Genomic DNA, 22,893 nt, shown 5'->3' with positions numbered 1-22,893 from the left:
AACGGATGCTTCGTCACGGGTATTCCGGCCAAGGCCGCCTGCGCCGGCCGAGGCATGCTCAGTAGAACTCCACCGTGTCCACGACGTTCACGAGCTCCTCGCCGTCGAGCAGACGCGTCGCGTTGGCGGCGAACAACTCCGCGATCCGGCGGGACTCCCCTCGCGTGGTCGCGGCGGTGTGCGGGCTGAGGAGCACGCGCGGGTGCTCCCACAGCGGGCTGTCGGCAGGCAGCGGCTCGACCTCGGTGACATCCAGAGCGGCGAAGCCGACGGCATCCGACTCCAGCGCCTCCAGGAGCGCGGCCTCGTCGATGACCGTGCCACGACCGACGTTCACGATCGTCGCCCCGGGTCGCAGGGCCGCGAAGAACTCGGTGCCGACCAGGTGGAAGGTGGCATCCGTTCCGGGCAGGGTCACCACGACCGCGTCGACCTCCGGCAGCACCTGGGCGAGGTCGTCGGGGTGCACGGTGCGGTGCACCCCGGCACGGTCGCACCCGAGCGCGAAGTGCCGATCACCGTCGCGCCGAGGGCGGCGAGCTTGGGGGCGAGAGCCCGCCCGATGCCACCGACGCCCAGAATGAGCACGGTCTGATCGGAGACCTGCCCCATCTGCCAGCGCGCCGGCCACTCCTTGCGTCGCTGCTGATCGATCAGCCGCGGCAGCGTCTTCGCGCCGGCCAGCACCCCGAAGAGGGCGAACTCGGCCAGCGGCTCCCCGTGCACACCCGCAGATGTCGTGAACGTCACCCGCTCCAGCTCCTCGGTGGTGAGCTCGGCGGCCTTGACCTGCGCCCTCCGCCGGCGGGGATCGTGTGCACCCAGCGAAGTCGCGGATTCGCGCGCACGACCCGCGCGAGCGCCTTCGGACGCTGATCGGGGACGCCGAAGAGCGCATCGGCGGTGTCGAGCAGCGCGTCGAAGCGGGCCTGCTCGTCGTCGGTGCGCCGGTGGGAGCTGTCGCCGAAGGAGTCTCCGGGCATCTGCGGTGGCAGCAGCAGTTCCTGATCCACTACGAGATCGATCCGCGGCTCGCGGGCGACGAGGAGCTCGCACAGCTCCGGCTCCAGGGGCGCGGCGATCGCCACGCGCAGTCGTTCAGTCATCGAAACCTCCGCCTTCACGCTACCCGGCCTCGCCGGGGACGACGTACCGCTCTCACCCCTCCGGCAGAAGGAAGCCGTCGATGACGAGCTGCCGGATGCGCGGCTCGAGATCGGCCCAGAGGTCGGCCAACGGCACCTCGAACAGGTCGGCGAGCGCGGCGGCGATCTGCCAGACGGTGAGCTCCCCGTCGCAGGCCCCGACGAATCCGGCCAGCGCCGGATCGACGGAGATCGTGCGCCCGAACCCGCCGCCCTGCCGCAGCTCGATCACGCTCGGGTCGTCGGAGCCGGGCAGGAAGTGCCGCGCCTCGGTGACGTCGGATGCCGCGACGAGGGTCTCCGGCAGCCCCGAGCGAAGAAGGTCGGATGCCGCGAGCCCGGCCGCGAAGGCCCGGCCGGCATCGTGCAGCGGCTGGGAAACGCGCTCGAAGCGACGGAAGCGAGCCGTGACGCCGGGCCCTTCGACCGGTTGCACAGGGACCGACGGGGCCGCCGCAGCAGGATGTATCCGAACCCGACCGCGGTCACCTCCCGCGCGGCGAAGTCGTCGAGCCAGGCCGCCAGCAGCGTGCTGAACCCGGCATCGCGCGGCAGGGTGCCGCCGTCGCGGATCCACAGCTCGGCATAGGCGAGAGGCGAGAGCTCTTCGCGCTCGACGACCCAGGCGTCCGCGTCTGCGGGGATCCACGAGCGGACCCGGTCCAGTCCCGCGACAGAGCCCCGCGACTCCCAGTTGCCGAGCAGCTGTGCGGCGCCGCCGGGCGTCAGGTGGGCGGGCGCCGTGCGCACGAACTCCTCGACGAGCGCGTCGCCGACGAGTCCGCCGTCACGGTACTCGTAGTCGGGCACCCCTGCGCCCGCGGGGTGATCACGAAGGGCGGATTCGAGACGATGAGGTCGAAGGCCTCCCCGGCGACGGGCTCGAAGAGGCTCCCGCGCCGGAAGACGATATTGCTCACGCCGTTGAGCTGTGCGTTGAGCTCGGCGAAGGCGAGGGCCCGCCGCGAGATATCGGTGGCGACGACCTGCCCGGCATGGCGGGAGACCAGCAGCGCCTGGATGCCGCATCCGGTGCCGAGGTCCAGCGCGCGTTCGACAGGGGTCGGCATGACGAGCTCGGCGAGGGTTCGGGTGGCACCGCCGACGCCGAGCACGTGATCGGCGGGCAGCTCTGCGCCCAGCGCCACCTCATCGAGGTCGCTGGCGATCCACCACTCACCGATCCCGTCGGCGTCGACGAACGACTGCGGGCGCAGAAGAGCCGTCGGCGCCACCGCGTCGCCGTCGAGCCGCGCGATCCCGAGTGCCACGAGCCCGTCCACGCCGCACCGGGGCACCGCGGCGGCGACCGCGTCGAGCGGCTGCGTCATGCCCAGCACGAAGAGGCGCCCGAGAGTGGCGAGCGCACCGGCATCCGCCCCAGCGCCTGGAGGATCGGATGCCGCAGGCCCCGCCCAGCGCGTCGTCGGCCTCCTCGCCCCACAGTCGCCGCAGCGGCTCGGAGCGGAAATCGGCCGCATCGAGGTCGGCGGCGAGCGCGGCGGCGAGCTGCCTGTCGGGCACGGGGGCAGAGGCGTCGGACACGGCCGCAACTCTACGCGCCTTCAGGGAACCCCTGCACACGCCACCTAGAATCTCAGGAGCCAGCATTCCGCCGCGGGGCGCACCGCCACCGCCGAGAAAGATGCCATGACCGCCACAGTCCCCCGAACCGGCCTGCGCACGCACCTTCGCCGTGCGGCACGGGCCGCGGCGGCGACTCTCGCGATCGCGGCGATGGTGCTCCCGGCTTCGGCCGCCTGGGCCGACACCACCGAGGAGACCGAGGAAGCCGCGACGATCACCGTCGATCTGGCTCCGACCGGCGGCGGCGTGCTCTCCGAGGGAGAGACCGCACACGCGAAGGTCACGATCGTCAACAGCACCGGCGACACCCTCAGCGAGGCGCGGGCCGTGCTCGAGCTCGGCCGCACGCCCCTGGCGAGCAGCGCCGCACTCGCCACCTGGCTGGCCTCCGGCACCGCGTCCGGAGGGTTCGGCGTCATCGACTCGACGCCCACCGACGCCGTTGCGGCCGGCGAGGAGCTCACGATCGACCTGTTCGCCGGACCCGACCAGCTCGGGGAGCCCGCATCCGGGGTCTACCCGCTGCGCGCGCAGATCACCGGCGCCACGACGGGGCCTGACGACGCCCTCGTGCACCATGTGCTGGACGCCCGCAGCGTCGTGCTGTTCACGAGGGTCGAACGATCCGTCGCGCTGCTCGTGCCGATCACGCTCACCCCGGTCGACGGCGGCCTGCTCACCGCGGAGGAGCTCGCCGAGGCGACCGGCCCGGAGGGGTGCTGACCGCCCAGCTGGAGGCGCTCAGCGGCAGCGCGGCGATCCTCGCCGTGGACCCGTCCATCCCGGCGGCGATCCGTGCTCTCGGGGAGGCCGCGCCCGCATCGGCGGCATCGTGGCTGACGGCGCTGGAGGCTCTTCCGAACGAGCGCTTCGCCCTGCAGTTCGCCGACGCCGATGCGACCGCGCAGGTGCAGGCCGGTCTTGACGCCCCGCTGGACGCTCCCGGCCTCACCTCCTACCTCGACCCCGCCGACTTCGTTTCCCCCGCAGACGACGACCTCGACGACACCACCCCGAGGAGTCCGATGAGGTCGCCCTGCCCACGCTCGACGAGCTCACCGGCATCCGGAACTCCACCCCCGGTCTACTGTGGCCCCGCGGTGGCGTGGACGCCGAGGACCTCGCCACCTTCGCCGACTTCTTCGGCCCCGACACGACGACCGTGCTGCCCTCCTCGGCCTCGACGGGCACCGCACCGCCCGCCCTCGCCGACGTCGACGGGCACCGCGTGCTCATCCACGACTCCTCCGCCTCCGCCGCCCTGTCGCGGGCGATCTCCGAATCGGATGCCGCCCCGCGCTCCTCCGCGCTCGCGGACGCCATCGCCCACATCGCCCTCGCCGAGACCCCGGGCACGGTGCTCCTGGCGCTCGAGCGCGATGAAGGACGCACCGTCGATGCGCTGCGCGACGCCATGGACGCCCTCGAAGAGCTTGCGACGCCCGTCACCCTCGCCGAGCTGCTCGCCGAGGACCCCGCGCCCACCGACATCGACACCGTCGACGACCCCGCACGCGCGGACGCCCTGCGCGAGATGCTCGCGGACGAGCAAGACCTGCTCGCGTTCTCCTCGATCCTGGAGGACCCCGCCGTCCTCACCGACCTCGAGCGCATCCGCCTGCTGCAGGTCATCGGCGTCGGAGAGCCGGAGGGCGGCTTCGTCGCCGCGGTCGCCGCGCATCGCGAACGCACCGCCGCCATCCTCTCCTCGGTCGGCATCCAGCCCTCCAGCGACGTGCAGATCCTCAGCGCCGCCGTCGACCTGCCCGTCTGGGTGCACAACGAGCTGCCCTGGCCGATCACCGTCACCCTCGGGGCGCGGCCGGCCGACCCTCGCCTGGAGGTGCAGGCGCAGACGACCGTGGAGTCGATCCCGATGAACAACACCCGCGTGCGCGTCCCCGTGCAGGCGCGCGTCGGCAGCGGCGAGGTCGACGTGCACCTGCACCTGACCAGCCCCACGGGCGTGCCGATCGGCGAACCGCAGGTCACCCACGTGATCGTGCGCGCCGAGTGGGAGAGCATCGGCCTGGTCGTGCTCGGCGTCGGCGTCGGACTGCTGCTCGTGCTCGGCGTGATCCGGACGGTCAGGCGGCGGCGAAAGGCGGATGCCGCGGCATCCGCCTCCGGAACCTCGGGGGATGACGATGAGTGAGATGGGCCGCGCGAGCACGATGATCGCGGCGGGGACCATGGTCTCGCGGATCACGGGGCTTCTTCGCGGCATCGTGCTCGTCACCGCCATCGGCTCGGTGAGCTCCCGCGCCGCCGACGCCTTCGGCGTCGCCAACCAGCTGCCCAACAACATCTACGCGATCATCTCGACGGGGATCCTGACCGCCGTGATCGTCCCGCAGATCGTCAAGGCGAGCACGGCCGAGGACGGCGGGCGGGCGTACATCTCCAAACTCTTCACGCTCGGCACCGTCGTGCTCCTGGTCACCACGGGGATCGCGATGGCAGCGGCACCGTGGCTCGTGCAGCTTTACGCCCCGTCCTATGACCCGCCCAGCACGCCCTCGCCACCGCATTCGCGTATTGGTGCCTCCCGCAGATCTTCTTCTACGGTCTCTACGCGCTCGTCGGCGAGGCGCTCAACGCCCGCCGCATCTTCGGGCCGTTCGCCTGGGCGCCCATCGTCAACAACCTCGTCTCCATCGTCGGGTTCGTGCTGCTGATCCTGCTGTTCGGCACGGAGCTCACCGATGTGAGCATGTGGACCCCGGATGCCATCGCCCTCCTCGGCGGCACTGCGACGCTGGGGATCGTCGCACAGGCGGTCGTCCTGCTGCTGTTCTGGAAGCGCACGGGTCTGAGCCTGCGACCCGACTTCCGCTGGCGCGGCGTCGGTCTCGCCCAGACCGGGAAGCTCGCCGGCTGGACCTTCCTCATGGTGATCGCGGGACAGCTCGCCGGGTTGGTTCAGACGCGGATCGCGAACCTCGCCTCCGGTGAGGGCGTCTCGGTCTTCGCCATGCAGCAGGCCTGGCTGCTGTACATGCTCCCGTACTCGCTGATCGTGCTCTCCATCGGGACGCCGTACTTCACCCAGCTCAGCGAGCACGCCCATGCGGGCCGGAAGGATGAGGTCAAGAACGACATCGAACGCAGCATCCGCGCCCTCGGGTTCTTCCTGGCCGTCGCGGTGGCGGCGATGGCCGCGGCATCCGTTCCCGCGTCTCGTGTCTTCACCAACAACGCCTCCGAGGCCGAAGCCCTCGCCCCCGTACTGCTGTGCTACCTGCTCGCGCTGTGGCCGCTGTCGGTGCTGTTCATCGTGCAACGCACCTTCTACGCCTACGGCGACACCCGCACACCGTTCTTCTTCACCCTGTTCCAATGCGCGCTCGTGGTCGCGACCGCGCTGGGCGCCGGCGCACTGGCCACCGCCGAGATCCTCCCGCTGGAGTACCTGGCGGTGACAATCGCCTTCGGGCAGGCCCTCGCCTCCATCGCACAGACCGTCGCGGCGAGCCTGCTGCTGCGTCGCCGCATCGGCAGCATCCGGTCGCGGGCGTGGATGCCCTCACTTCTGCGATTCGCCGTCGCCGCCGCGCCTGCAGGACTCGCCGGATGGGGAGCCTATCTGCTGCTCAGCGGCCCGGATGGATGGATGACCGCGGACAAGCTCTTCGGCGCCGTCGGCTCGGGCGTCATCGCGCTCGTGGTTCTGGCCGTGTACATCGGCATCATGGCGCTCATGCGCGTGCCGGAACTGTCGGCGGCGACCGAGATCATGCGGCGCTTCCTCCCGCGTCGCTGAGCGCCGTGTCGGCGGCGGGAATGTCCCGCGGCTACCATGGGTTGTCACCGTGGAACGAGGAGAGCACATGCGCGACGTCATCATCATCGGATCAGGCCCCGCCGGGTTCACCGCCGCCATCTACGCGGCGCGCGCGAACCTGAAGCCGCTCGTGATCGCGAGCTCGGTCGAGGTCGGCGGCGAACTGATGAACACGACCGACGTGGAGAACTTCCCCGGCTTCCCCGAGGGCATCCAGGGCCCCGAGCTCATGGAGAAGATCCAGGCGCAGGCCGAGCGCTTCGGCGCCGAGGTCGTCTACGACGACGTCACCGCGCTCGACGTCGACGGGCCGTCAAGCGCGTGACGCTCGGCAGCGGCACCACCCACGAGGCGAAGGCCCTCATCTACGCCACCGGCTCCGCGTACCGCAAGCTCGGCGTGGAGGGCGAGGAGCGCCTCTCCGGACACGGTGTCTCCTGGTGCGCCACCTGCGACGGCTTCTTCTTCCGCGAGCGCACGATCGCCGTCGTCGGCGGCGGTGACTCGGCGATGGAGGAGGCGACCTTCCTCACCCGCTTCGCCGACAAGGTCTACGTCATCCACCGCCGCGACACGCTCCGTGCCTCCAAGATCATGCAGGAGCGCGCCTTCACGAACGAGAAGATCGAGTTCCTCTGGAACCACGACGTGGTCGAGGTTCTCGGCGACGACGGCGTGAAGGGCGTGAAGCTGCGCTCGACGGTCGACGGCTCCGAGCGCGAGCTGCCCCTCGACGGCCTCTTCGTCGCGATCGGCAACGACCCGCGCACCCACCTCGTGCACGATAAGCTCGACCTGACCGCCGAGGGCACCATCGCCGTCGACGGCCGCTCCTCGAAGACCTCGGTGCCCGGCGTCTTCGCCGCCGGCGACGTCGTCGACCCCACCTACCGGCAGGCGGTCACCGCCGCGGCATCCGGAACCGTCGCGGCCCTGGACGCCGAACACTACCTCGCGGAGTTGTCGGATGCCGCAGAGACCTCGCCCCTGGCCGCCGCGGTCTGACGGGAACACCCGCGAGCTCTTCGGCGTTGTACCCCGGTGAGCGTCAACCCCAAGGAGATTTCATGACTGCGAAGGCAACGAGCGAGTCCACCTGGCAGCAGGACGTCCTGGAGGCCGAAGGACCCGTCCTCGTCGACTTCTGGGCCGCCTGGTGCGGACCCTGCCGCATGGTCGCACCGATCCTGGACCAGATCCAAGACGAGCACGGCGACAAGATCACGATCGTCAAGCTCAACGTCGACGAGAACCCGAAGCTCGCCATGGAGTACCAGATCACGTCGATCCCGGCGATGAAGGTGTTCCAGGGCGGTCAGGTGACCCAGACGATCATCGGCGCCAAGCCCAAGGCCGCGCTCGAGCAGGACCTCGCCGGCATCCTCGCCTAGCGACCCCGGTCCCTGAGCCGGTTCGGTCCCTGTGCTTCGACAGGCTCAGCAACCGGTCGAAGGGCCCGAACCGTCGAACGATCGCGCCTACGACGCGTCCGGCAACTGCGCGATGCGCGTGTCCCACTTCCGGTGCGTGTTCGTCGCGCCCAGAAGCCGCCACACGGTCGGCGTGAGCTCCGGGTACTCCAGCGCGATCTGCCGCAGCACCCGATAGTTGCGCGCCTCGCCGGGGATCGCGCCGTTGTTCGCCACGATGTTCTCCGCCCGGAGCAGGAACACGACGAGCTCGTCGACGCTGGGCAGCTCCTCCATGAACTCCCACGGGTCTTCTCCGCCGAGGAGCCGCTCCTGGATGAGCACGGCACGCTCGTCCATCGCCTCGGCACGCAGCACCTCGAGACTGGCGCGGCGAGGGATGGCGTCGTTCATCCCTCCAGCCTACGCGGAGCCGCACCGCAGGGAGGGCGCCCTCGTCACTCGATGAATCGGCGGACGATCCCGCCCCAGCGATCGAGCCACTCGGCGTAGGCCTCGGGGTCGTCGTATCTCTTGTCGCTCACGTAGAGGCCCTGTGCGGGACCACGGCCCCACCTCGACGAGCACCGGCTTGAGCAGCAGCTCCGGCGCCAGGGCGTGAGCCGGGCCCGCGCCGAGCATGAGCGGCACGGCGGTGACGCCGGCAAGACCGGTCGCCGTCTCGAACTGGTCCAGGAAGAGCTTGAGCACACCGGTGTAGGTCCCCTTGAACGTCGGAGAGGCGACCACGAGCAGCTTGGCCCGCTTCGCGAGGCTCACCGCCTCCGCGACCGTCGCGTCCCCCCAGCCCAGCAGACCCGCTCCCAGCTCTATAACGTCGACGGTGCCGATCTCGGCGTCCGGGGCGACTAGCTCGGCGAGCCGAACTCCGGCCGACAGCGTGCGGGATGCCGGCTTGGGGTTTCCGGCGACAACGACTACGTCCATGGTGTGCTGTTCCTTTCAGCGATCTCCGACACGGGGAGGGTGCCGGTGAAGGGCTTCCCCTGTCCACCGGCACCCTGCGTTCATACCGTTACTTCCACTCGAGCAGGTTGTACCGTGTCATCACGTCGGGGGTGAAGGCGAAGCCTTCGAGCCCCGGTGCGACGACGGCGGAACGCCCTGTAACGATCATCGGGATGAGCGGGACCTCCTCCGCGAGGATCTCCTGGATCTCCGCGTAGGCGTCCGCCCGAGCGTCGAAGTCCTGGTTGAAGCGGTTGTCGAGGTGCAGCGCATCGACCTGGGGGTTGTCGTACCGCGACCAGTTGAACGAGCCAGTCGACTTCACCGCACTGTCGATCGTCGGGTCGGGGTCGTCGAGCCAGATCGTGCTCTGCGAGAGGAAGAGCCCGGTCTGCGGGGAGTCCTCTCCCTGGATGCGGGCGAGTCGATCGGCGGCCAGCTGCGTAGTCGGCTGCCCGATGAGTTCGAGCGTGATCCCGATCTCGGCGAAGGACTCCTGCATGAGCAGTGCGATGTCCTCCAGGCCGACCATGCCGATGTCGTAGAACACCGGCAGCTCCAGGGACGAGACGCCAGCCTCCTCGAGGAGGCTCTGCGCCTCGGCGAGGTCGTAGTCGTACTGCGCCCACGTCTCGACGAATCCGGGGAGAGCGGGTTGACGATCGACTCGGCCTTCTCGCCTCGGCCAGAGTACACGACGTTGTTGATCTGCTCGTAGGGGATGGCGTACGCGATCGCCTTTCGCACGAGAGGATCGGCGAGGCGCTCGTCGTCCATTGCCAGCGCGAGCCGGACGATGTTCGGCACCGCCTCGGTGAGGACCGTGAATCCGCTGGCCTCGAGCTCATCGAGCTGCTGATTGCTCAGGCCGGCGCGAGCGATGTCGACGGCGCCGCTCTTCATGAGGGCGACGAGGTCGGCGTTCGCGCTGATCGTGGCGACGACGCGGGTCACCGCGGGCTGACCGCGGTAGTAGTCCGGCACGGCCTCGAAGATGATCTCCTCGTTCTCCTTGCGCTCCGCGACGTAGTACGCGCCCGAGCCGAGGGTGTTCCAGTCGAGGTAGGAGACCGCCCAGGGGTCCTCCGGCGTGGCGTGCTCCTGAGCCGCGACCGAGTCGATGATCCCGAAGTGGGGGAATCGGAGCGAGGTGACCGAGAACGGCAGCAGCAGCGGGTCGCCGGACGAGTTCTGGAAGGTGATCGAGACCGTCTTGTCGTCGATGACCTCGATCTGGTCGGGTGCGCTGAAGATTCCGGCGAGGTTGAAGTTGAAGAGGCCGTAGCCGCCGGGGTGCTCGAGCGCCCGGTCGAAGGACCAGTAGACGTCCTCCGCGGTGACGGGGTTCCCGCTCGGGTAGAAGACCGCGTCCTCGTTGAGATGGAAGGTGACGGTGGGCCCGTCGATCTCCCAGGAGTCGGCCAGGCCCGGCGCGACATCCAGACCCATCCAGACGAGGGATCCGGCCTCGGACTCGACGAACTCGTGATTGACGAGGGTCTCGTAGGTGGCGAACGACAGCTCGCGGTTCCACTCGATCGGGTTGTTCGGCGGGTCCATGCTGTTGATGTCGCCGGTCCATGCGACGACGACCTCGGTGCGGCTCTCGCTCGGGTCGGTCTCCGCCGGATCCTCGTTCGGCGACTGCGCACAGGAGACCAGTGCGAGGGCGACGAACGTTGCGCCCGCCACGCCGGCGTACAGCCGCCGGTTTCGTGATGTGGTGCTCATTGACACTCCTTCTTGGGTTCGGTACTCGGTTGCAGGGGTGGTGACACGGAGACGGGACTACGGGGCCGTCTCTGCGGCGATGCGGTGGCGGCGTCGAGACTCCCGCCACTGCGGAATCGGGATCGCGTCGAGCAACGCCCTCGTGTACTCGTGCTGCGGATTGCTGAAGACCTCCTCGGCCGTCGCGGACTCGACGACCTTTCCTCTGTGCATCACGTGCACGTGATCGGCCAGGCGGCGCACCACGGCCAGATCGTGGCTGATGAAGATGTATCCGAGCGAGAGCTGTCGCTGGATGTCGACGAGCAGGTCGAGGACGTGCTGTCGAACGGAGACGTCCAGGGAGGAGGTCGGCTCATCCAGGACCAGGACCTTCGGGTTGGGAGCCAGCGCCCTGGCGATGCCGACGCGCTGTCGCTGCCCGCCGCTGAGCTGATGCGGATAGCGTTCGGCGTGCGAGGGCTCGAGCCGGACGAGCTCGAGCAGCTCCGCCACGCGTGCGCGGCGCGCAGCGGGTCTCATGTGCAGATGCCGCTTCAGGGGCTCTCCCACGATCGCCCCACGGTCATCCGCGGGTTGAGGGAGGCGTGGGGGTCCTGGAAGACCATCTGCACGGTGCGATACAGGTTGATCGGCACATGCTGACCCCGCTTGATCGGGTCGAGTCCCTCGATCTCGATCGTTCCCGAGGTCGGCTCGGCGAGACCGAGGATGCACTTCGCGAGCGTGGACTTGCCCGATCCGCTCTCGCCGACGATGGCGGTGGTCCTGCCGCGGTGGACCTCGAGGCTGACGCCGTCCAGGGCCGTGACCGCGGTGCTCTTCCTGAGCCCGCCGCCGTAGACCTTCACGAGATCCTTCACTTCGAGCGCCGGTTTCATGCCACCACATCCTCGATCGCACGGCTCGCCTCGAGGAGGGCGATCGTGTACTCGTCCCGGGCCGCCGTGAAGATCTGCTTCGCGCTCCCGGTCTCCACGACCCTTCCCTCGCGCATCACGACCACGTCGTCGCAGGTCTCCGCGACGACCCCGAGATCGTGGGTGATGAGGATCGCGGTCATGCCGCCCTCGGCCAGTTCCGCGAGGAGGTCCATGATGCCCGCCTGGATCGTCACGTCCAACCCGGTCGTCGGCTCGTCGAGGATGACCAGCTCGGGCGCGCAGATCAGGCCCATCGCGATCATCACCCGCTGCGCCATGCCGCCCGAGAACTCGTGCGGATACTGCTTGGCGCGGCGGGCGGGGTCGTTGATCCTGACCCGCTCCAGGGCGGACACCGCCTCGGCGGCCGCCTCCCGCGGGGACGCCCCCGTGTGGGCCCGATAGGCCTCTGCGAGCTGCGCTCCGACCGTGAAGACCGGGTTGAGCGCCGTGCGCGCATCCTGGAACACCATGGCGATCCGCCGACCTCTTATCGAGCGCATCACGGATCCGGGGGCGCCGAGGAGCTCGACGCCCATGAAGTCGATCGAACCCTGGAGCACGCGGAAGCTGGCGGGCTGGATGCCCAGTGCGCACAGCCCGGTCAGCGACTTGCCGCTTCCGGTCTCGCCCACGATCGCGGTGATCCTGCCCGATCGCACGTCGAAGCCGACGTCGTGGAGGGTGTCGTGCTCCTGTCCGTCGAAGCGTCCGCGCAGCTCCCTCACCCGGAGCACCACATCATCGTCCACGGTCATCGCCTCCTCGGATCCGTGAGCTCGGTGAGTCCGTCGCCGAGCAGATAGAACCCCGTGGCCAGGCCCACGATCGCCAGACCGGGGAACAGGGAGACCCACCACAGACCCGAGGTGATCGCCGTCTGCCCCTGGGCGATCAGCGAACCCCACTCCGGCGTTCCCGGCGGGAGCCCGACGCCGAGGAAGCCGAGGCTCGCCACGATCAGCACCGACCACGCCGCGTTGACGGAGCTGTAGGCGATCAGAGGACCCCAGCTGTTGGGGAGGATGTGCAGGAATGCGACCTGCAGCGGGCTCGCCCCGGCGAGCTTGGCCGCCTCCGTGTACTGCATGGTCTTCTTGCTGAGGACCTCGGCGCGCGCGAGCCGGATGTAGTTGGCGACGCCGATGAGGACGAGCACCATCACCACGTTGGCGAATCCGGGCCCGATCACCTGCACGACGAGGAGGGCGAGCAGCAGTGCGGGGAAGGACTGCAGCACCTCCAGGAGCCGGGTGATGAGCGTGTCCAGCCCGCTGCCGTAGAAGCCGGCGAGCGTGCCGATGACGGTTCCGATCGCGAACGCGGCGAGCACGGCCGTGATGACGATGCCCAGGTCGAGGGGGTGGCCGCCCAGACCATGGAGGCGATGTCCCTGCCGAGCCGGTCGGTCCCGAAGAGATGCTCTGCGCTCGGCGGGGCGAAGGAGGGTCCGGTGCCGCTGGCTCCCGGGGGTACGGGGTCCAGAACAGGCCGATGGCCCGAGCACGGCATACACGCCGAGCACCCCGATCCCGCCGAGGAGCGAAGGGTTCCACCGGGATGACCGTCGGGGCCCTTCGTCCGTGCGGGACTGGCCGATGTCGTCACTGCCGCGTTCTTCGCGATCTTGATCACCTCGCTGCTCATCGCGCCCCTTGAGTCCGGTGCGTGTACGTGGATCCGCCGCCATGTAGAGAAGGTCGACCAGGAGATAGGCGAAGACGTAGATGAGCGCCGTGTAGACGACGAATCCCTGCAGCGCCCCGAAGTCGAACTTGTTGATCGCGTGGAGCGCATAGGCTCCCAGTCCCGGCCAGGCGAACACCGCCTCGACGAGCAGCGCGCCGCCGATCGCGAACGCGAGCACCTCGCCGAGCATCGTGATCACGGGCAGCATCGCGTTCTTGAGGGAGTACCGGAAGAGGATCCGGTGCCGCGGGTATCCCATCGCGACGGCCGTGCGGGTGTAGTCGGACTGGAGGGCCTCCACCATGCCCGTCCGCGTGACGCGCGCGATGGGCGCCATGATCCCGATGCCCAGCGTGATCGCCGGGAGCATGAGGTGCTGGACCGAGAGCCAGAAGCGGGACCAGTCTCCGACGAGGAGGGAGTCGAGGACGTACAGGCCGGTGATCCCCTGCGGCGGACTCATGCCGATGGGGAGCCGGCCCACCGGTCCGGGCATGACCTGCAGGACCACGGCGAAGAAGAAGATCAGGACCAGGCCGATCCAGAAGGAGGGGATCGACATCCCGCCGATCACGACGCCGCGGACGATCTGATCGGCGAACCCGTCCTTCTTCGCCGCGCCGATCACGCCGAGGACCAGGCCGAGGATGACACCGATCGTCAGGCCCCAGATCGCGAGCTCGATCGTCGCGGGCATCCGGAGCAGGAGATCGGAGGTCACCGACTTGCGCGTCTCGAACGATGTGCCGAAGTCGCCCTGGAGGATTCCGAGGAGATAGCCGATGTACTGGTCCCAGATGGGCTTGTCCAGTCCGAGCTCCCTGCGCACCGTGGCGCGGAGTTGGTCATCGGCGTCGACGGGCAGATACTGATCCACGGGATCGCCGCCGAAGATGCGCGCGAGGAAGAACGTGAGGGTCACGACTCCGAAGGCAACCGGAAACACCCAGAGGATGCGTTTCACGACTATCCAAGAACCGGACATTCTGTCTCCGTAGCTGTCTTTCCATCGGGGTGCAATGCACTTTCGAATTTATATGTTGATTTCCACGGAACCCACCACCGCCCGTAAACAGGACGAGAAGACTGTGTTAGCGGGATGTTTCGGGCCTCTCCCGCCGAGGATCCTCTCCTCTGCTCGCGACTCCGAGGTGATATCTTCGATTTTGCACAATCCATTTCACCCAGGATGCTACGGAGGAGACCTTGTCCAGAACGGTCATAGTCAACGGCGCGATTCTCACCGAAGACCCGGCGAACCCCTTCTACAGCGATGGCAGCATCGTGATCGAGGGCTCGCGCATCACCTGGATCGGGCCGGCCTCCGAGCTGGTGGCCCTGCCCGACGACCGGGTGATCGACGCGAGTCGGCGCATCGTCGCCCCCGGGCTCGTCAACCTGCACTACCACGTCGATCTCGGCAAGACCGCGGGCGAGCCGGAGGAGCGGGCGCCGATGTGGGAGATGCTCTTCCAGAACTGGTACCCGTACATCGGATCGCTCAGCGACGAGGACGCCTACTGGGCCTCGCTGGCGTGCTACTCCGAGTCGATCAAGAGCGGCACGACCACCGTGAACGACATGTACGTGCAGACGCCGGCGCGGGCCAGGGCCGCCCGCGAGGTGGGCATGCGCGCCGTGCTCTCGAACGAGATCGCCACTCCGGAGACCGGAATCGACACCGTGGCGGACAACATCCGCGCGTTCCACGACGTCGCCCGGGACGAAGACGGTCTCGTGCGAGTGGCGATGGGGGTCGAGTGGCTCCCCTGCGCGAGCCCCGAGCTCCTCACGGAGGTCCGCGAGGCGGCGAGCGAACTCGGCATGCTCATCCACATCCACCTCAACGAGTCGATGTCCGAGGTGGAGGATGCCCTCTCCCGTTTCGGCAAGCGCCCCACGCAGCTCGCCTACGAGCTCGGCTTCCTCGGAACGGATGTCATCGCCGCCCACGCGGTTCAGCTCGACGACTCCGAGATCGGGATGATCGCCGAGACCGGGACGCACATCTCGCACAACCCGGCATCGAACTCCCTCCTCGCCAACGGCATCGCGCGCCTCAACGACTACCGGCACGCGGGCATCAACGTCGGCCTCGGATCGGACGCCGGTCTCGGCTTCGACCTGTTCGAGGTGATGCGCTGGGCGACCTTCCTCCATCGCGCGACCGTTCAGGACATCACCGCCACCCGGAACAAGACCGCTCTCACGATGGCGACGCGCAACGGCGCCGCCGCGCTCGGCCTCGACGCCGGCGTGCTCGCACCCGGGAAGCGCGCCGACCTCGTCCTGGTGGACGTCGACCAGGTGAAGTACGCACTCCTGGACCGGACGAACCATGCCATGGTGCTCGACTACTTCGTGCTCGGCACGAGCGGCGCCGACGTCGACACGAGCATCATCAACGGCGAGGTGGTGATGTCCGGACGACGCCTGACGAAGGTGGACGAGAACGAGGTCGCCCTCGAAGCCGCATCCGCACTGAAGAGAGCCCAGCGGCGCTTCGCGATGAGCAGGCATTGACGCGGAGTGGTGGACAAGGCGACCATAAAAGGTAAAGTCGAATGTATTGACGTCGCACGCACATCAGGCGTCGCAGCAGATTGGACAAGGCATGAACGCCGGCGCCATACCCACCGACATCGCCCATCAGCTCGAGCAGCTCCCCTCGCTTGACACCGCACGCGGACGGACCGTGCACGAACGGGTGCGCAACGCACTGCGCAACGCGATCGTCTCCGGGGTGTTCCCGCCGAACTCGAAGCTTCTGCAGACCGAGATCGCGCGACGCCTCGAGGTGAGCGTCACCCCCGTGCGCGAAGCGCTGCGGGATCTGGCCTCAGAGGGCCTCATCCGAATGGATGCCCACAAGGGCGCGGTGGTCACCGGGATCACCCTGGAGGAGTTCCAGGACGTCCACCTCCTTCTCAACGCCTGCAGCCAGGTCATGGCCGAGCTGCTCGTGCTCCGCGCCACCGAGGAGGACATCGCGGCCCTCGAAACGGTGCAGCAGCAGATCGAGGAGAATCCGAACGACTACGCGAAGCTCAACTCCCGCTTCCACAGCCTGCTCAGCGAGGCGACGCACTCCGAGCGCGTGAACTCCTTCATCGTCTCGCTGAACAGCACCTCGCAGCTCATCCTCAACGCCGCGCTCAACGCGGTTCCGCGACGCCTCTGGGAAGGCATCCACGAACACCGTCTCATCATCGAGGCGATCAAGCGCCGCGACGCCGCCCAGATCTCCGCGCACCTCATCGAGCACCGCAGGCCCACATGGGAGGTCGTCGAGGGGATGCTGCTCAAGCAGTCCGTGGAGTCTCCGGTCAGGAAGCCTGCGCAAGCGCTCTGAACGCGGAGCGGTGCCAGATCAGGGGCTCGCACTCGTCGTCGAACTGGACCGCCAGCACCTCCAGGATCACCACGTCGTGATCCCCCGCAGGATGGGTCGCGTAGACACGGCAGTCCATCCGAAGGCTCGCCTCGGGCAGCACGATCGCGCCCCCGGGACGGCGCTCATGGGCGACGCCGCTCAGCCGTCGGTCCTTGTCCCGTCCCGCGAGCTGACGACAGATCGGCGCATGGATGTCGCTGAGCACGGAGACGCCGATCCGGTCGGCCTTGGCGAGATCCGGCCACGTCGTGGAGCTGCGCTGGACGGCGAACATCGCGAGGGCGGGCTCCAGGGAAACCCCCACCGCGAAGGAGGAGGCGACCATGACATGGGTCTGTCCGCCGGCCTGCCCGATGAGCGCGGCGACACCCGAGGGGAACTGCGCGAAGGCGTTGCGCAGGGTCGACGGATCGACGGCGACGAGGTCGGGGGCGTGGTTCATGATTCGTTCTCCAGTGCTGAATCGGATAGGACGACGATGGCTTCGATCTCGACGAGCAGATCGGGGTCGGCGAGGCCCGCGACGAAGACGAGCGTGCTCGCCGGCATCCGCTCGGCGGCGAACTGGGCCCTCTTCGCGGCACCGATCGCGGGCATGTCCTCGCGACGCACCGCGTACGTGGTGAGCTTGACGACGTCGTCCATCGTGGCGCCGACCGCCTCCACGAGCGCGCGCAGGTTCGACCAGGTCTGCTCCAGCTGCCGGTCGATGTCGCCGACGCCGACGACCTTGCCCTCGAGATCCCAGGCCACCTGGCCGGTGAGATGCACCTGAGTGCCCTCGGCGACGACCGCGTGCGTGTAGCCGGGGGTCTTCCGCAGCGCGACCGGATCGATGTGACGTCGCCCGCTCACTGTGCGACCTTGAGCTTCTCGGCGCCGGTGACGATGCCGTGATCGCGCAGCCGCGGCACGACCTCCTCACCGAAGGTGCGCAGGTCGCCGATGAAATCGGGGAAGGTGAGCGTGACCCCGTCGAGCGGGGCGGCGTGGATGAGCGTGGCGAGCTGCTCTGCGATCGACTCCGGCGATCCGACGACCGCCGACCGCGACACCGCCCGCGGATCCTCGAGGCGCTGGAGGTTCTTCGTCCGCATCGAGTTCTCCTTGACGTCGGTGGAGTACTCATAGGCCTGTCGCTCGATCGCCTCGACGTCGACGCCCGCGTCGTAGCGCATCACGCGCTCTCGCGCCTCTTCGTCCGTCGCCCCGGGGATGACCATGAACAGCGCGTAGATCTTCGCCTCCTTCCCGACCTCGGCGGAGATGCGCCTCACCCGCTCGCCCATCTGGCGCAGCGTCTGATCGTCGCTTCCGCTCACGAAGCACACGTCGCAGTTGCGGATGGCGAACTCGAGCCCGGTGTCGGAGGTGCCCGCCGAGATGATGGTCGGCATGGCGCTCGGCTTCGGCCGGGACACGCAGTCCTCGAGCGTGAAGTGCGTGCCGCTGTGGTCGACGCGATCCTCGCTCCAGAGCCGCTTGGCGACGGTGATCCACTCCTCTGCGAGTGCGTAGCGTTCGGCGTGACCGATGTCCTTCCACAGACCCATCTGCCCCTGATCGAAGGGATTGGAGCCGGAGACGAGGTTGAGGCCGACGCGCCCTCCCGAGACCTGGTCGAGCGTCGCCACCATCTTCGCCACGACGGCGGGGTGCCACACCATCGTGTGCACGGTGCCCCAGAGCTTGATCCGCTCCGTCGCCTCGGCGAGCGCGCCCATCGTCGACAAGGACTCGATCGTGTAGTCCCAGTGCTGTGAGGGACCGCCGTATCCCCGCCACTTCGCCATGCTCAGTGCGAAGTCGAATCCCAGTTCCTCCGCCAGCCGGGTGACCTCCCGGTTGTATCCGTAGGTGGCGGGAACGTCCGGAGTGGTCGTCGAGATGATCCATCCTCCATTGCCGACCGGGAGGAAGACTCCGGTGTCGATCGTCCGTTCTGTTGTGGTGCTGCCCATGTGCATCTCGCTCTCGATTCATGGTCCGCCGACGCGCTGGGGCGGGCGGTCCCCTCGCCATAATCTTCATGGTCTTCCTTCTCATATCAAAACGAAATTCGAATTTGTAACTTATTAGCAACACAGCTTTCATTGGACGGCAACGACGGGTCCGCAAGATGAGACCGAGGCGATCCCTTCCGATCGCCTGTCCATCAGGGACTCAGACACGGCTCGAACGCAAGGAGACATCGAGATGGCACGGAACATCGAGTACGGGATATTCCTTCCCGTCGGCAGCGGCGGCTGGATCCCATCGACGAACGCACCCGTCCTCGACGGCTCCTACTCCTACAACCGACAGGTCGCGATCTCCGCGGAGCAGTACGGCTTCCACTTCGCACTGAGTCAGGCCGTCTGGCGGGCCACGGTGGTGCGACCCGGCACTTCGACGACAACCTGGAGTCGCTCACCACCGCCGCGGGCCTCGCCGAGGCCACGAACGACATCGGTCTGTGGGGAACCGTCAACACCTCCCTCCTCCACCCCGCCGTCGCGGCGAAGATGATCGCGACCTCCGACCAGATCTCCCTCGGCCGCTCCGGCCTCAACATCGTCGCCGGCGGGAACCGCTCCTCCGAGCGTCAGATGGGCATCGGCTTCGACGCCGACAACCCGGAGAAGTACCGCAGGGCGAAGGAATGGGTCGAGGTCGTCAAGGCCCTCTGGACGGAGAACGTCGTCGACTACGACGGCGAGTTCTACACCCTCCTCGACTGCCAGTCGAGCCCGAAGCCCATCCAGGGCGTGCCCCGTATGATCTGCGCGGCCACATCGGAGATCGGCCTCGAGTTCGTCGCCCAGCAGCTCGACGGCGTCATGTTCGAGGGGACCACGGACGAACGCGTCATCGAGCTCGGCCAGCGCACCCGCCGCATCGCCGAGGCGAACGACAAGCCCGACCTGCAGAGCCTGTGCATCTTCATGGTCGTTCCCGGCGAGACCGATGCCGACGCCGCGCGGCGGGTCGAGCTCTACAGCCAGGCCAAGGACACCGTCGCGCTGGACAACATGGCGCGCGAGTTCGGGATGCGCAGCGCCGCCCTCGATCCCACCTCCAACACGGCCGATCTGAAGCGCTGGGCCGAGACGATGGCGCTGTCCACGGGCACGATCCACGGCAGCCCGGCCACGCTCGCCGAGCGCCTCGCCGACCTCTCCGACAAGGCGGAGCTCGACTCCCTCATCTTCATCATGCCGGACTTCGTCACCGACCTGCAGGTGCTCGGTGAGGAGGTGCTTCCGCTCCTCGAGGCCAACGGCTATGGCACCCGCCTTCAGGGTGCGCTGCCTCCGCTGGTCCGCTCCTGAACGCCGCGGCCGAGGACGACGCCGCAGGTCGACCCCGCTCTCTGGCCTATGCGGCGGTCGTCGCGGCCGGAACACTGGCCATCCTCGAGGTGAACCGGCTGACGCTGGCCCTTCCCGCACTCGAGGCCTCGATCGGAGCGAGCGTCTCCGAGCAGCAGCTGGTCATCTCGCTCTACGCGCTCGGACTCGCCATCACCCTCACTCCGGCCGGCCGGGTGGCGGACGCCTGGTCTCGGCGAGGCATGCTCATCATCGGGATCGGCGTCTTCGCCCTCTGCAGCATCGTCGCGGGCCTCGCGCCCAACCCCGAGACGCTCGTGATCGCACGTCTCTTCCAGGGGTTCGCCAGCGGGCTCATCCTGCCGCAGACGACCGGTGTCTTCCAGGACCTCTTCGAAGGGCCCTCGCTCGCGAAGGCCTACGGCGGCTGGGGTGCGACGGTCGGCACCGTCTCGCTCCTCGGCCCGCCGATCACCGGTGCCCTGCTCGGCGTCTTCGGCGATGAGTGGGGATGGCGGATCGCGCTTCTGGCGAACGTGCCCGTGGTTCTCGCCGCACTCCTCGCGGTGACCCTCACCGTTTCCGCGAACCGCGCGAGACCGAGGCTCACCTCCCTCGATCCCATCGGCCTGCTCCTCCTCACCCTCCTCGTCTCGGCGATCCTGCTGCCGATCACCATCGATCCCGACCCTGCCTTCCACCTCGTCGTGACCGTCTGCTCCCTGCTGGTCGCCGTGAGTGCGGCCGTGGGGCTCATCTCCTGGGAGCGCCGCTTCGAGGGCCGGGGAGGAACCCCCCTCATCTCGCCGACGGTGCTCGGCAACCGTCGCTTCAGGAACGGCGCCCTCATCGGGACGCTGTTCTTCTTCTTCCTGCCCGGAGCGCAGATCGGGGTCGGCCTCTACCTGCAGCGGATCCTCGGGCTCAGCGCTCTCCAGGTCGCTCTGCTGCTGATCGGCGGGGCCCTCGCGAGCACGATCACGGCGTGGTTCGGGAGCAAGCACTCCTACCGGCTCGGACGCACCGTCATCATCGTGGGCCTGTGCACCCTCGTCGTCGGCGTGATCGCGACGGCGCTCGTCTGCGTCGGAGCCTCGGCGGACGAGCGATGGACCCTCTGGCTGATCCCCGCGCAGATGATCCTCGGCGCCGGCGCCGGCCTGATCACGGCGCCGAACCAGTCGGTCTCCATGATGACGATACCGCGCGAGTTCGGTTCGCTCGCCAGCTCGCTCTTCCAACTGGGACAGCGTGTGGGAACCTCCATCGGCAGCGCCATCGTCATCGCCCTCGTGTACCTGGGCGCCGACACGGCCTTCCCGGAGCGATACTTCGCCGTGCTGCTGCCGATCGGCTTCAGCATCCTGGGCCTTCTCCTCGTCCTGTGGATCGCCGTCTGGGATCTGCGCACGACGAGGGGGCGTTCCTGAGCTTGGACGCCTGTCCCCACGGGCGCACAGCGACCGGCGCTAGTCCTGTCCGAACACGACGCACGACCCGGGGATGATCGCCCATCTGCTCCAGCTCCATCCCCTTGGTCTCGGGCACCTTGAGGTACACGAAGAGGAACGACAGCGCCGCGAAGAAGGCGTAGAAGCCGTAGGCGAAGGTCAGGCCGATGTCGGCGAAGGTCGGGAACGTCGTCGAGATGAAGAAGTTCGCCGTCCACTGCGCCGCTGCGGCCACCGCCAGCGCACTGGCACGAATCCGGTTCGGGAAGATCTCGCCCAGCAGCACCCACACCAGCGGTCCCCAGGTGGCGCCGAAGAACACGACGAAGGCGTTCGCCGCGATGAGGGCGACGATCGACCAGGGAGCCTCCAGGACCGCGGTCGCCGTCCCGTCGGCATCGGTCACCAGTTCCGCGTAGGAGAACGCCACGGCCATCAGCCCGAGCGTGACGGTCATGCCCACAGAGCCCACCAGCAGCATGATGCGCCGGCCGATCCTGTCGACGAGCAGGATGGCGACGATGGTGACGGCGATGTTGGTGACCGAGGTGATCACGGTGATGGTCAGGGCATCCGATTCCTCGAACCCGACCGATCTCCACAGCGTCGTGGAGTAGTAGAAGATGACGTTGATGCCGACGAACTGCTGGAACACCGACAGCAGGATGCCGATCCACACGACCGGCTTCAGTCCCAGTGCCGAACCGCGCAGGTCGCGCAGCGACTCCTTCTTCTCGGTCTCGATGGTCCCGGTGATCTCGGTGATCTTGGGACCCACGTCGACGACTCCGGTAACGGTGGTGAGCACCTCCTCGGCCCTCTTGAGGTCGCCCTTGGCCACCAGATATCGCGGTGACTCGGGAAGCTTCAGCGCCATGATCCCGTACACGGTGGCGGGGACGATCTCCGAGAGGAAGATCCACCGCCACGCCTCCAGCCCCCAGATGACGTTCTCGGCGCTTCCGGCCGCGTTGGCGATCATCGCCCCGGTCAGCAGCGCCGTGAAGATGCCGGTGACGATGGCCAGCTGCTGGAGCGACCCGAGCCGGCCCCGGATCTTCGCCGGGGAGACCTCCGCGATGTAGGCGGGGGCGATGACGGATGCGGCACCCACGCCGAGACCGCCGATCATGCGCCAGAGGATGAAGTCCACGGCGCCGAAGGCGAAGGCGGATCCGACCGACGAGACGAAGAACAGGATCGCGGCGATCACCATCGTCGGGATGCGCCCGTGCTTGTTGGCGACGACGCCCGCGAACCAGGCGCCCACCGCGCATCCGATCAGCGCGGAGGACACCGCGAAGCCCTTCAGTCCGACGCTGAGGTCGAACCCGGAGGGAGGCGGGCTGGCGAGCGCGTCGACGGCCGTGTTGATCACTGCGGTGTCGAAGCCGAACAGGAAGCCGCCGAGGGCGGCCGCGATGCTGACGGCGATGACCTTGCCCCGAAAGGCGCGGGGTGAGGAGACGGACATGACGACCCTTCTCTCGACGCTGAGTA

The 22,893-nt window shown here is 68.3% G+C and carries 26 protein-coding genes and 3 pseudogenes; 11 read left to right on the top strand and 18 right to left on the bottom strand.

Translation table 11 applies throughout. From position 1 onward, the window contains the following. Positions 1-58 precede the first annotated feature (58 nt). The 6 genes from KAE78_RS06360 to KAE78_RS06340 are packed head-to-tail and all read right to left on the bottom strand — an operon-like array spanning position 59 to position 2,476. On the bottom strand, positions 59-481 hold the full coding sequence (locus tag KAE78_RS06360) for an NAD(P)-dependent oxidoreductase (RefSeq protein WP_262927789.1): 423 nt from the start codon (positions 479-481) through the stop codon (positions 59-61). Further along, on the bottom strand, positions 415-750 hold the full coding sequence (locus tag KAE78_RS17455) for an NAD(P)-dependent oxidoreductase (RefSeq protein ID WP_262927788.1): 336 nt from the start codon (positions 748-750) through the stop codon (positions 415-417). Before KAE78_RS17455 ends, KAE78_RS06360 begins: the two co-directional genes overlap by 67 nt. After that, on the bottom strand, positions 747-1,106 hold the full coding sequence (locus KAE78_RS06355; protein ID WP_223172201.1) for a hypothetical protein: 360 nt from the start codon (positions 1,104-1,106) through the stop codon (positions 747-749). Before KAE78_RS06355 ends, KAE78_RS17455 begins: the two co-directional genes overlap by 4 nt. A 52-nt stretch (positions 1,107-1,158) precedes the next feature. Continuing rightward, positions 1,159-1,377, bottom strand: a complete 219-nt coding sequence (locus KAE78_RS06350) for a hypothetical protein (protein WP_223172200.1) — start codon at positions 1,375-1,377, stop codon at positions 1,159-1,161. Next, positions 1,374-1,955 (bottom strand): hypothetical protein, encoded by a 582-nt coding sequence (locus KAE78_RS06345; RefSeq protein WP_223172199.1) that lies wholly within the window; start codon positions 1,953-1,955, stop codon positions 1,374-1,376. The genes KAE78_RS06350 and KAE78_RS06345 overlap by 4 nt, the downstream gene beginning before the upstream one ends. Beyond that, positions 1,871-2,476 (bottom strand): methyltransferase, encoded by a 606-nt coding sequence (locus tag KAE78_RS06340; protein WP_223172198.1) that lies wholly within the window; start codon positions 2,474-2,476, stop codon positions 1,871-1,873. The genes KAE78_RS06345 and KAE78_RS06340 overlap by 85 nt, the downstream gene beginning before the upstream one ends. Positions 2,477-2,795: 319 nt before the next feature. On the opposite strand from KAE78_RS06340, the gene KAE78_RS06335 reads away from it, so the two are divergent. The 6 genes and pseudogenes from KAE78_RS06335 to trxA all read left to right on the top strand — a co-directional run bounded on the left by KAE78_RS06335 (position 2,796) and on the right by trxA (position 7,907). Next, positions 2,796-3,455, top strand: a complete 660-nt coding sequence (locus tag KAE78_RS06335; RefSeq protein ID WP_223172197.1) for a DUF6049 family protein — start codon at positions 2,796-2,798, stop codon at positions 3,453-3,455. Between the two features lie 382 nt (positions 3,456-3,837). Next, positions 3,838-4,887 carry a DUF6049 family protein gene (locus tag KAE78_RS06330; RefSeq protein WP_223172196.1) on the top strand — a complete coding sequence of 350 codons (1,050 nt, stop codon included), beginning with the start codon at positions 3,838-3,840 and terminating at the stop codon, positions 4,885-4,887. Next, a pseudogene (locus KAE78_RS17450) lies at positions 4,841-5,176 on the top strand (lipid II flippase MurJ); the annotation flags it as partial. The gene KAE78_RS06330 and the pseudogene KAE78_RS17450, both read left to right, overlap by 47 nt. A 110-nt stretch (positions 5,177-5,286) precedes the next feature. Beyond that, positions 5,287-6,495, top strand: coding sequence for a murein biosynthesis integral membrane protein MurJ (murJ, locus tag KAE78_RS06325; RefSeq protein WP_262927836.1), 1,209 nt, complete (start codon positions 5,287-5,289; stop codon positions 6,493-6,495). 67 nt (positions 6,496-6,562) lie between these two features. Further along, positions 6,563-7,521 (top strand): annotated as a pseudogene (trxB, locus tag KAE78_RS06320) (thioredoxin-disulfide reductase). A gap of 62 nt (positions 7,522-7,583) precedes the next feature. Continuing rightward, positions 7,584-7,907 carry a thioredoxin gene (trxA, locus tag KAE78_RS06315; protein ID WP_223172195.1) on the top strand — a complete coding sequence of 108 codons (324 nt, stop codon included), beginning with the start codon at positions 7,584-7,586 and terminating at the stop codon, positions 7,905-7,907. Positions 7,908-7,994: 87 nt separating this feature from the next. On the opposite strand, the gene KAE78_RS06310 is transcribed toward trxA, so the two are convergent. The 8 genes and pseudogenes from KAE78_RS06310 to KAE78_RS06275 all read right to left on the bottom strand — a co-directional run bounded on the left by KAE78_RS06310 (position 7,995) and on the right by KAE78_RS06275 (position 14,159). Beyond that, a complete protein-coding gene (locus KAE78_RS06310) occupies positions 7,995-8,339 on the bottom strand; it encodes a tryptophan synthase subunit alpha (RefSeq protein ID WP_223172194.1) in 345 nt (114 codons plus the stop codon). A gap of 9 nt (positions 8,340-8,348) precedes the next feature. After that, a complete protein-coding gene (locus KAE78_RS06305) occupies positions 8,349-8,873 on the bottom strand; it encodes an NAD(P)H-dependent oxidoreductase (RefSeq protein ID WP_223172193.1) in 525 nt (174 codons plus the stop codon). Between the two features lie 88 nt (positions 8,874-8,961). Further along, entirely contained in the window at positions 8,962-9,219 is a 258-nt protein-coding gene (locus tag KAE78_RS06300) for a hypothetical protein (RefSeq protein ID WP_223172192.1), read from the bottom strand. Between the two features lie 42 nt (positions 9,220-9,261). Further along, positions 9,262-10,343: pseudogene (locus tag KAE78_RS06295) on the bottom strand (ABC transporter substrate-binding protein); the annotation flags it as partial. Positions 10,344-10,682: 339 nt separating this feature from the next. Then, positions 10,683-11,177 (bottom strand): ATP-binding cassette domain-containing protein, encoded by a 495-nt coding sequence (locus KAE78_RS17445; RefSeq protein WP_262927787.1) that lies wholly within the window; start codon positions 11,175-11,177, stop codon positions 10,683-10,685. Further along, on the bottom strand, positions 11,162-11,506 hold the full coding sequence (locus tag KAE78_RS17440) for an ATP-binding cassette domain-containing protein (RefSeq protein ID WP_262927786.1): 345 nt from the start codon (positions 11,504-11,506) through the stop codon (positions 11,162-11,164). The genes KAE78_RS17445 and KAE78_RS17440 overlap by 16 nt, the downstream gene beginning before the upstream one ends. Beyond that, positions 11,503-12,306: an ABC transporter ATP-binding protein gene (locus KAE78_RS06280; RefSeq protein WP_223172190.1), complete on the bottom strand. Its 804-nt coding sequence runs from the start codon at positions 12,304-12,306 to the stop codon at positions 11,503-11,505. Before KAE78_RS06280 ends, KAE78_RS17440 begins: the two co-directional genes overlap by 4 nt. Then, positions 12,303-14,159: an ABC transporter permease subunit gene (locus KAE78_RS06275; protein ID WP_262927785.1), complete on the bottom strand. Its 1,857-nt coding sequence runs from the start codon at positions 14,157-14,159 to the stop codon at positions 12,303-12,305. Before KAE78_RS06275 ends, KAE78_RS06280 begins: the two co-directional genes overlap by 4 nt. Before the next feature lie 284 nt (positions 14,160-14,443). Between KAE78_RS06275 and KAE78_RS06270 the strand changes: the two genes are divergently transcribed. Together KAE78_RS06270 and KAE78_RS06265 are read left to right on the top strand one after the other, a co-directional pair. After that, a complete protein-coding gene (locus KAE78_RS06270; RefSeq protein ID WP_223172188.1) occupies positions 14,444-15,760 on the top strand; it encodes an amidohydrolase family protein in 1,317 nt (438 codons plus the stop codon). A 91-nt stretch (positions 15,761-15,851) separates the two neighbouring features. After that, positions 15,852-16,589 carry a GntR family transcriptional regulator gene (locus tag KAE78_RS06265; RefSeq protein ID WP_223172187.1) on the top strand — a complete coding sequence of 246 codons (738 nt, stop codon included), beginning with the start codon at positions 15,852-15,854 and terminating at the stop codon, positions 16,587-16,589. Here KAE78_RS06265 and KAE78_RS06260 read toward each other — a convergent pair. Genes KAE78_RS06260 through KAE78_RS06250 form a run of 3 tightly spaced genes read right to left on the bottom strand, consistent with a single transcriptional unit; the run spans position 16,564 to position 18,592 of the window. Further along, complete coding sequence (locus KAE78_RS06260) at positions 16,564-17,073, bottom strand: flavin reductase family protein (RefSeq protein ID WP_223172186.1); 510 nt, start codon at positions 17,071-17,073, stop codon at positions 16,564-16,566. The genes KAE78_RS06265 and KAE78_RS06260 overlap by 26 nt on opposite strands. Beyond that, positions 17,070-17,486, bottom strand: coding sequence for a RidA family protein (locus tag KAE78_RS06255; RefSeq protein ID WP_223172185.1), 417 nt, complete (start codon positions 17,484-17,486; stop codon positions 17,070-17,072). Before KAE78_RS06255 ends, KAE78_RS06260 begins: the two co-directional genes overlap by 4 nt. Then, positions 17,483-18,592: an LLM class flavin-dependent oxidoreductase gene (locus tag KAE78_RS06250; RefSeq protein ID WP_223172184.1), complete on the bottom strand. Its 1,110-nt coding sequence runs from the start codon at positions 18,590-18,592 to the stop codon at positions 17,483-17,485. Before KAE78_RS06250 ends, KAE78_RS06255 begins: the two co-directional genes overlap by 4 nt. A gap of 235 nt (positions 18,593-18,827) precedes the next feature. Between KAE78_RS06250 and KAE78_RS06245 the strand changes: the two genes are divergently transcribed. From KAE78_RS06245 to KAE78_RS06235, 3 genes are all read left to right on the top strand, one after another. Then, entirely contained in the window at positions 18,828-19,139 is a 312-nt protein-coding gene (locus KAE78_RS06245) for a hypothetical protein (RefSeq protein ID WP_223172183.1), read from the top strand. After that, a complete protein-coding gene (locus KAE78_RS06240) occupies positions 19,031-19,942 on the top strand; it encodes an LLM class flavin-dependent oxidoreductase (RefSeq protein ID WP_223172424.1) in 912 nt (303 codons plus the stop codon). The genes KAE78_RS06245 and KAE78_RS06240 overlap by 109 nt, the downstream gene beginning before the upstream one ends. 89 nt (positions 19,943-20,031) lie before the next feature. Continuing rightward, positions 20,032-21,372 (top strand): MFS transporter, encoded by a 1,341-nt coding sequence (locus KAE78_RS06235; RefSeq protein ID WP_262927784.1) that lies wholly within the window; start codon positions 20,032-20,034, stop codon positions 21,370-21,372. Here KAE78_RS06235 and KAE78_RS06230 read toward each other — a convergent pair. Next, on the bottom strand, positions 21,299-22,867 hold the full coding sequence (locus KAE78_RS06230) for a sugar porter family MFS transporter (RefSeq protein WP_223172182.1): 1,569 nt from the start codon (positions 22,865-22,867) through the stop codon (positions 21,299-21,301). The two genes, KAE78_RS06235 and KAE78_RS06230, sit on opposite strands and share 74 nt — an antisense overlap. Positions 22,868-22,893 lie beyond the last annotated feature (26 nt).

The sequence above is a fragment of the Microbacterium sp. NIBRBAC000506063 genome, assembly GCF_017968845.1.
Classification (GTDB): domain Bacteria; phylum Actinomycetota; class Actinomycetes; order Actinomycetales; family Microbacteriaceae; genus Microbacterium.
Note: the sequence above shows the minus strand (reverse complement) of the source record. Positions and strands in the feature narration are given on the sequence as shown.

Coding starts and splice junctions, on each gene's coding strand:
- trxA (WP_223172195.1), top strand. CDS start 7,584: ATGACTGCGAAGGCAACGAGCGAGTCCACCTGGCAGCAGGACGTCCTG.
- KAE78_RS06260 (WP_223172186.1), bottom strand. CDS start 17,073: ATGAACCACGCCCCCGACCTCGTCGCCGTCGATCCGTCGACCCTGCGC.
- KAE78_RS06265 (WP_223172187.1), top strand. CDS start 15,852: ATGAACGCCGGCGCCATACCCACCGACATCGCCCATCAGCTCGAGCAG.
- KAE78_RS06310 (WP_223172194.1), bottom strand. CDS start 8,339: ATGAACGACGCCATCCCTCGCCGCGCCAGTCTCGAGGTGCTGCGTGCC.
- KAE78_RS06340 (WP_223172198.1), bottom strand. CDS start 2,476: ATGACGCAGCCGCTCGACGCGGTCGCCGCCGCGGTGCCCCGGTGCGGC.
- KAE78_RS17440 (WP_262927786.1), bottom strand. CDS start 11,506: ATGAAACCGGCGCTCGAAGTGAAGGATCTCGTGAAGGTCTACGGCGGC.
- KAE78_RS06305 (WP_223172193.1), bottom strand. CDS start 8,873: ATGGACGTAGTCGTTGTCGCCGGAAACCCCAAGCCGGCATCCCGCACG.
- KAE78_RS06280 (WP_223172190.1), bottom strand. CDS start 12,306: ATGACCGTGGACGATGATGTGGTGCTCCGGGTGAGGGAGCTGCGCGGA.
- KAE78_RS06230 (WP_223172182.1), bottom strand. CDS start 22,867: ATGTCCGTCTCCTCACCCCGCGCCTTTCGGGGCAAGGTCATCGCCGTC.
- KAE78_RS06355 (WP_223172201.1), bottom strand. CDS start 1,106: ATGACTGAACGACTGCGCGTGGCGATCGCCGCGCCCCTGGAGCCGGAG.
- KAE78_RS06250 (WP_223172184.1), bottom strand. CDS start 18,592: ATGGGCAGCACCACAACAGAACGGACGATCGACACCGGAGTCTTCCTC.
- KAE78_RS06335 (WP_223172197.1), top strand. CDS start 2,796: ATGACCGCCACAGTCCCCCGAACCGGCCTGCGCACGCACCTTCGCCGT.
- KAE78_RS06245 (WP_223172183.1), top strand. CDS start 18,828: ATGGCACGGAACATCGAGTACGGGATATTCCTTCCCGTCGGCAGCGGC.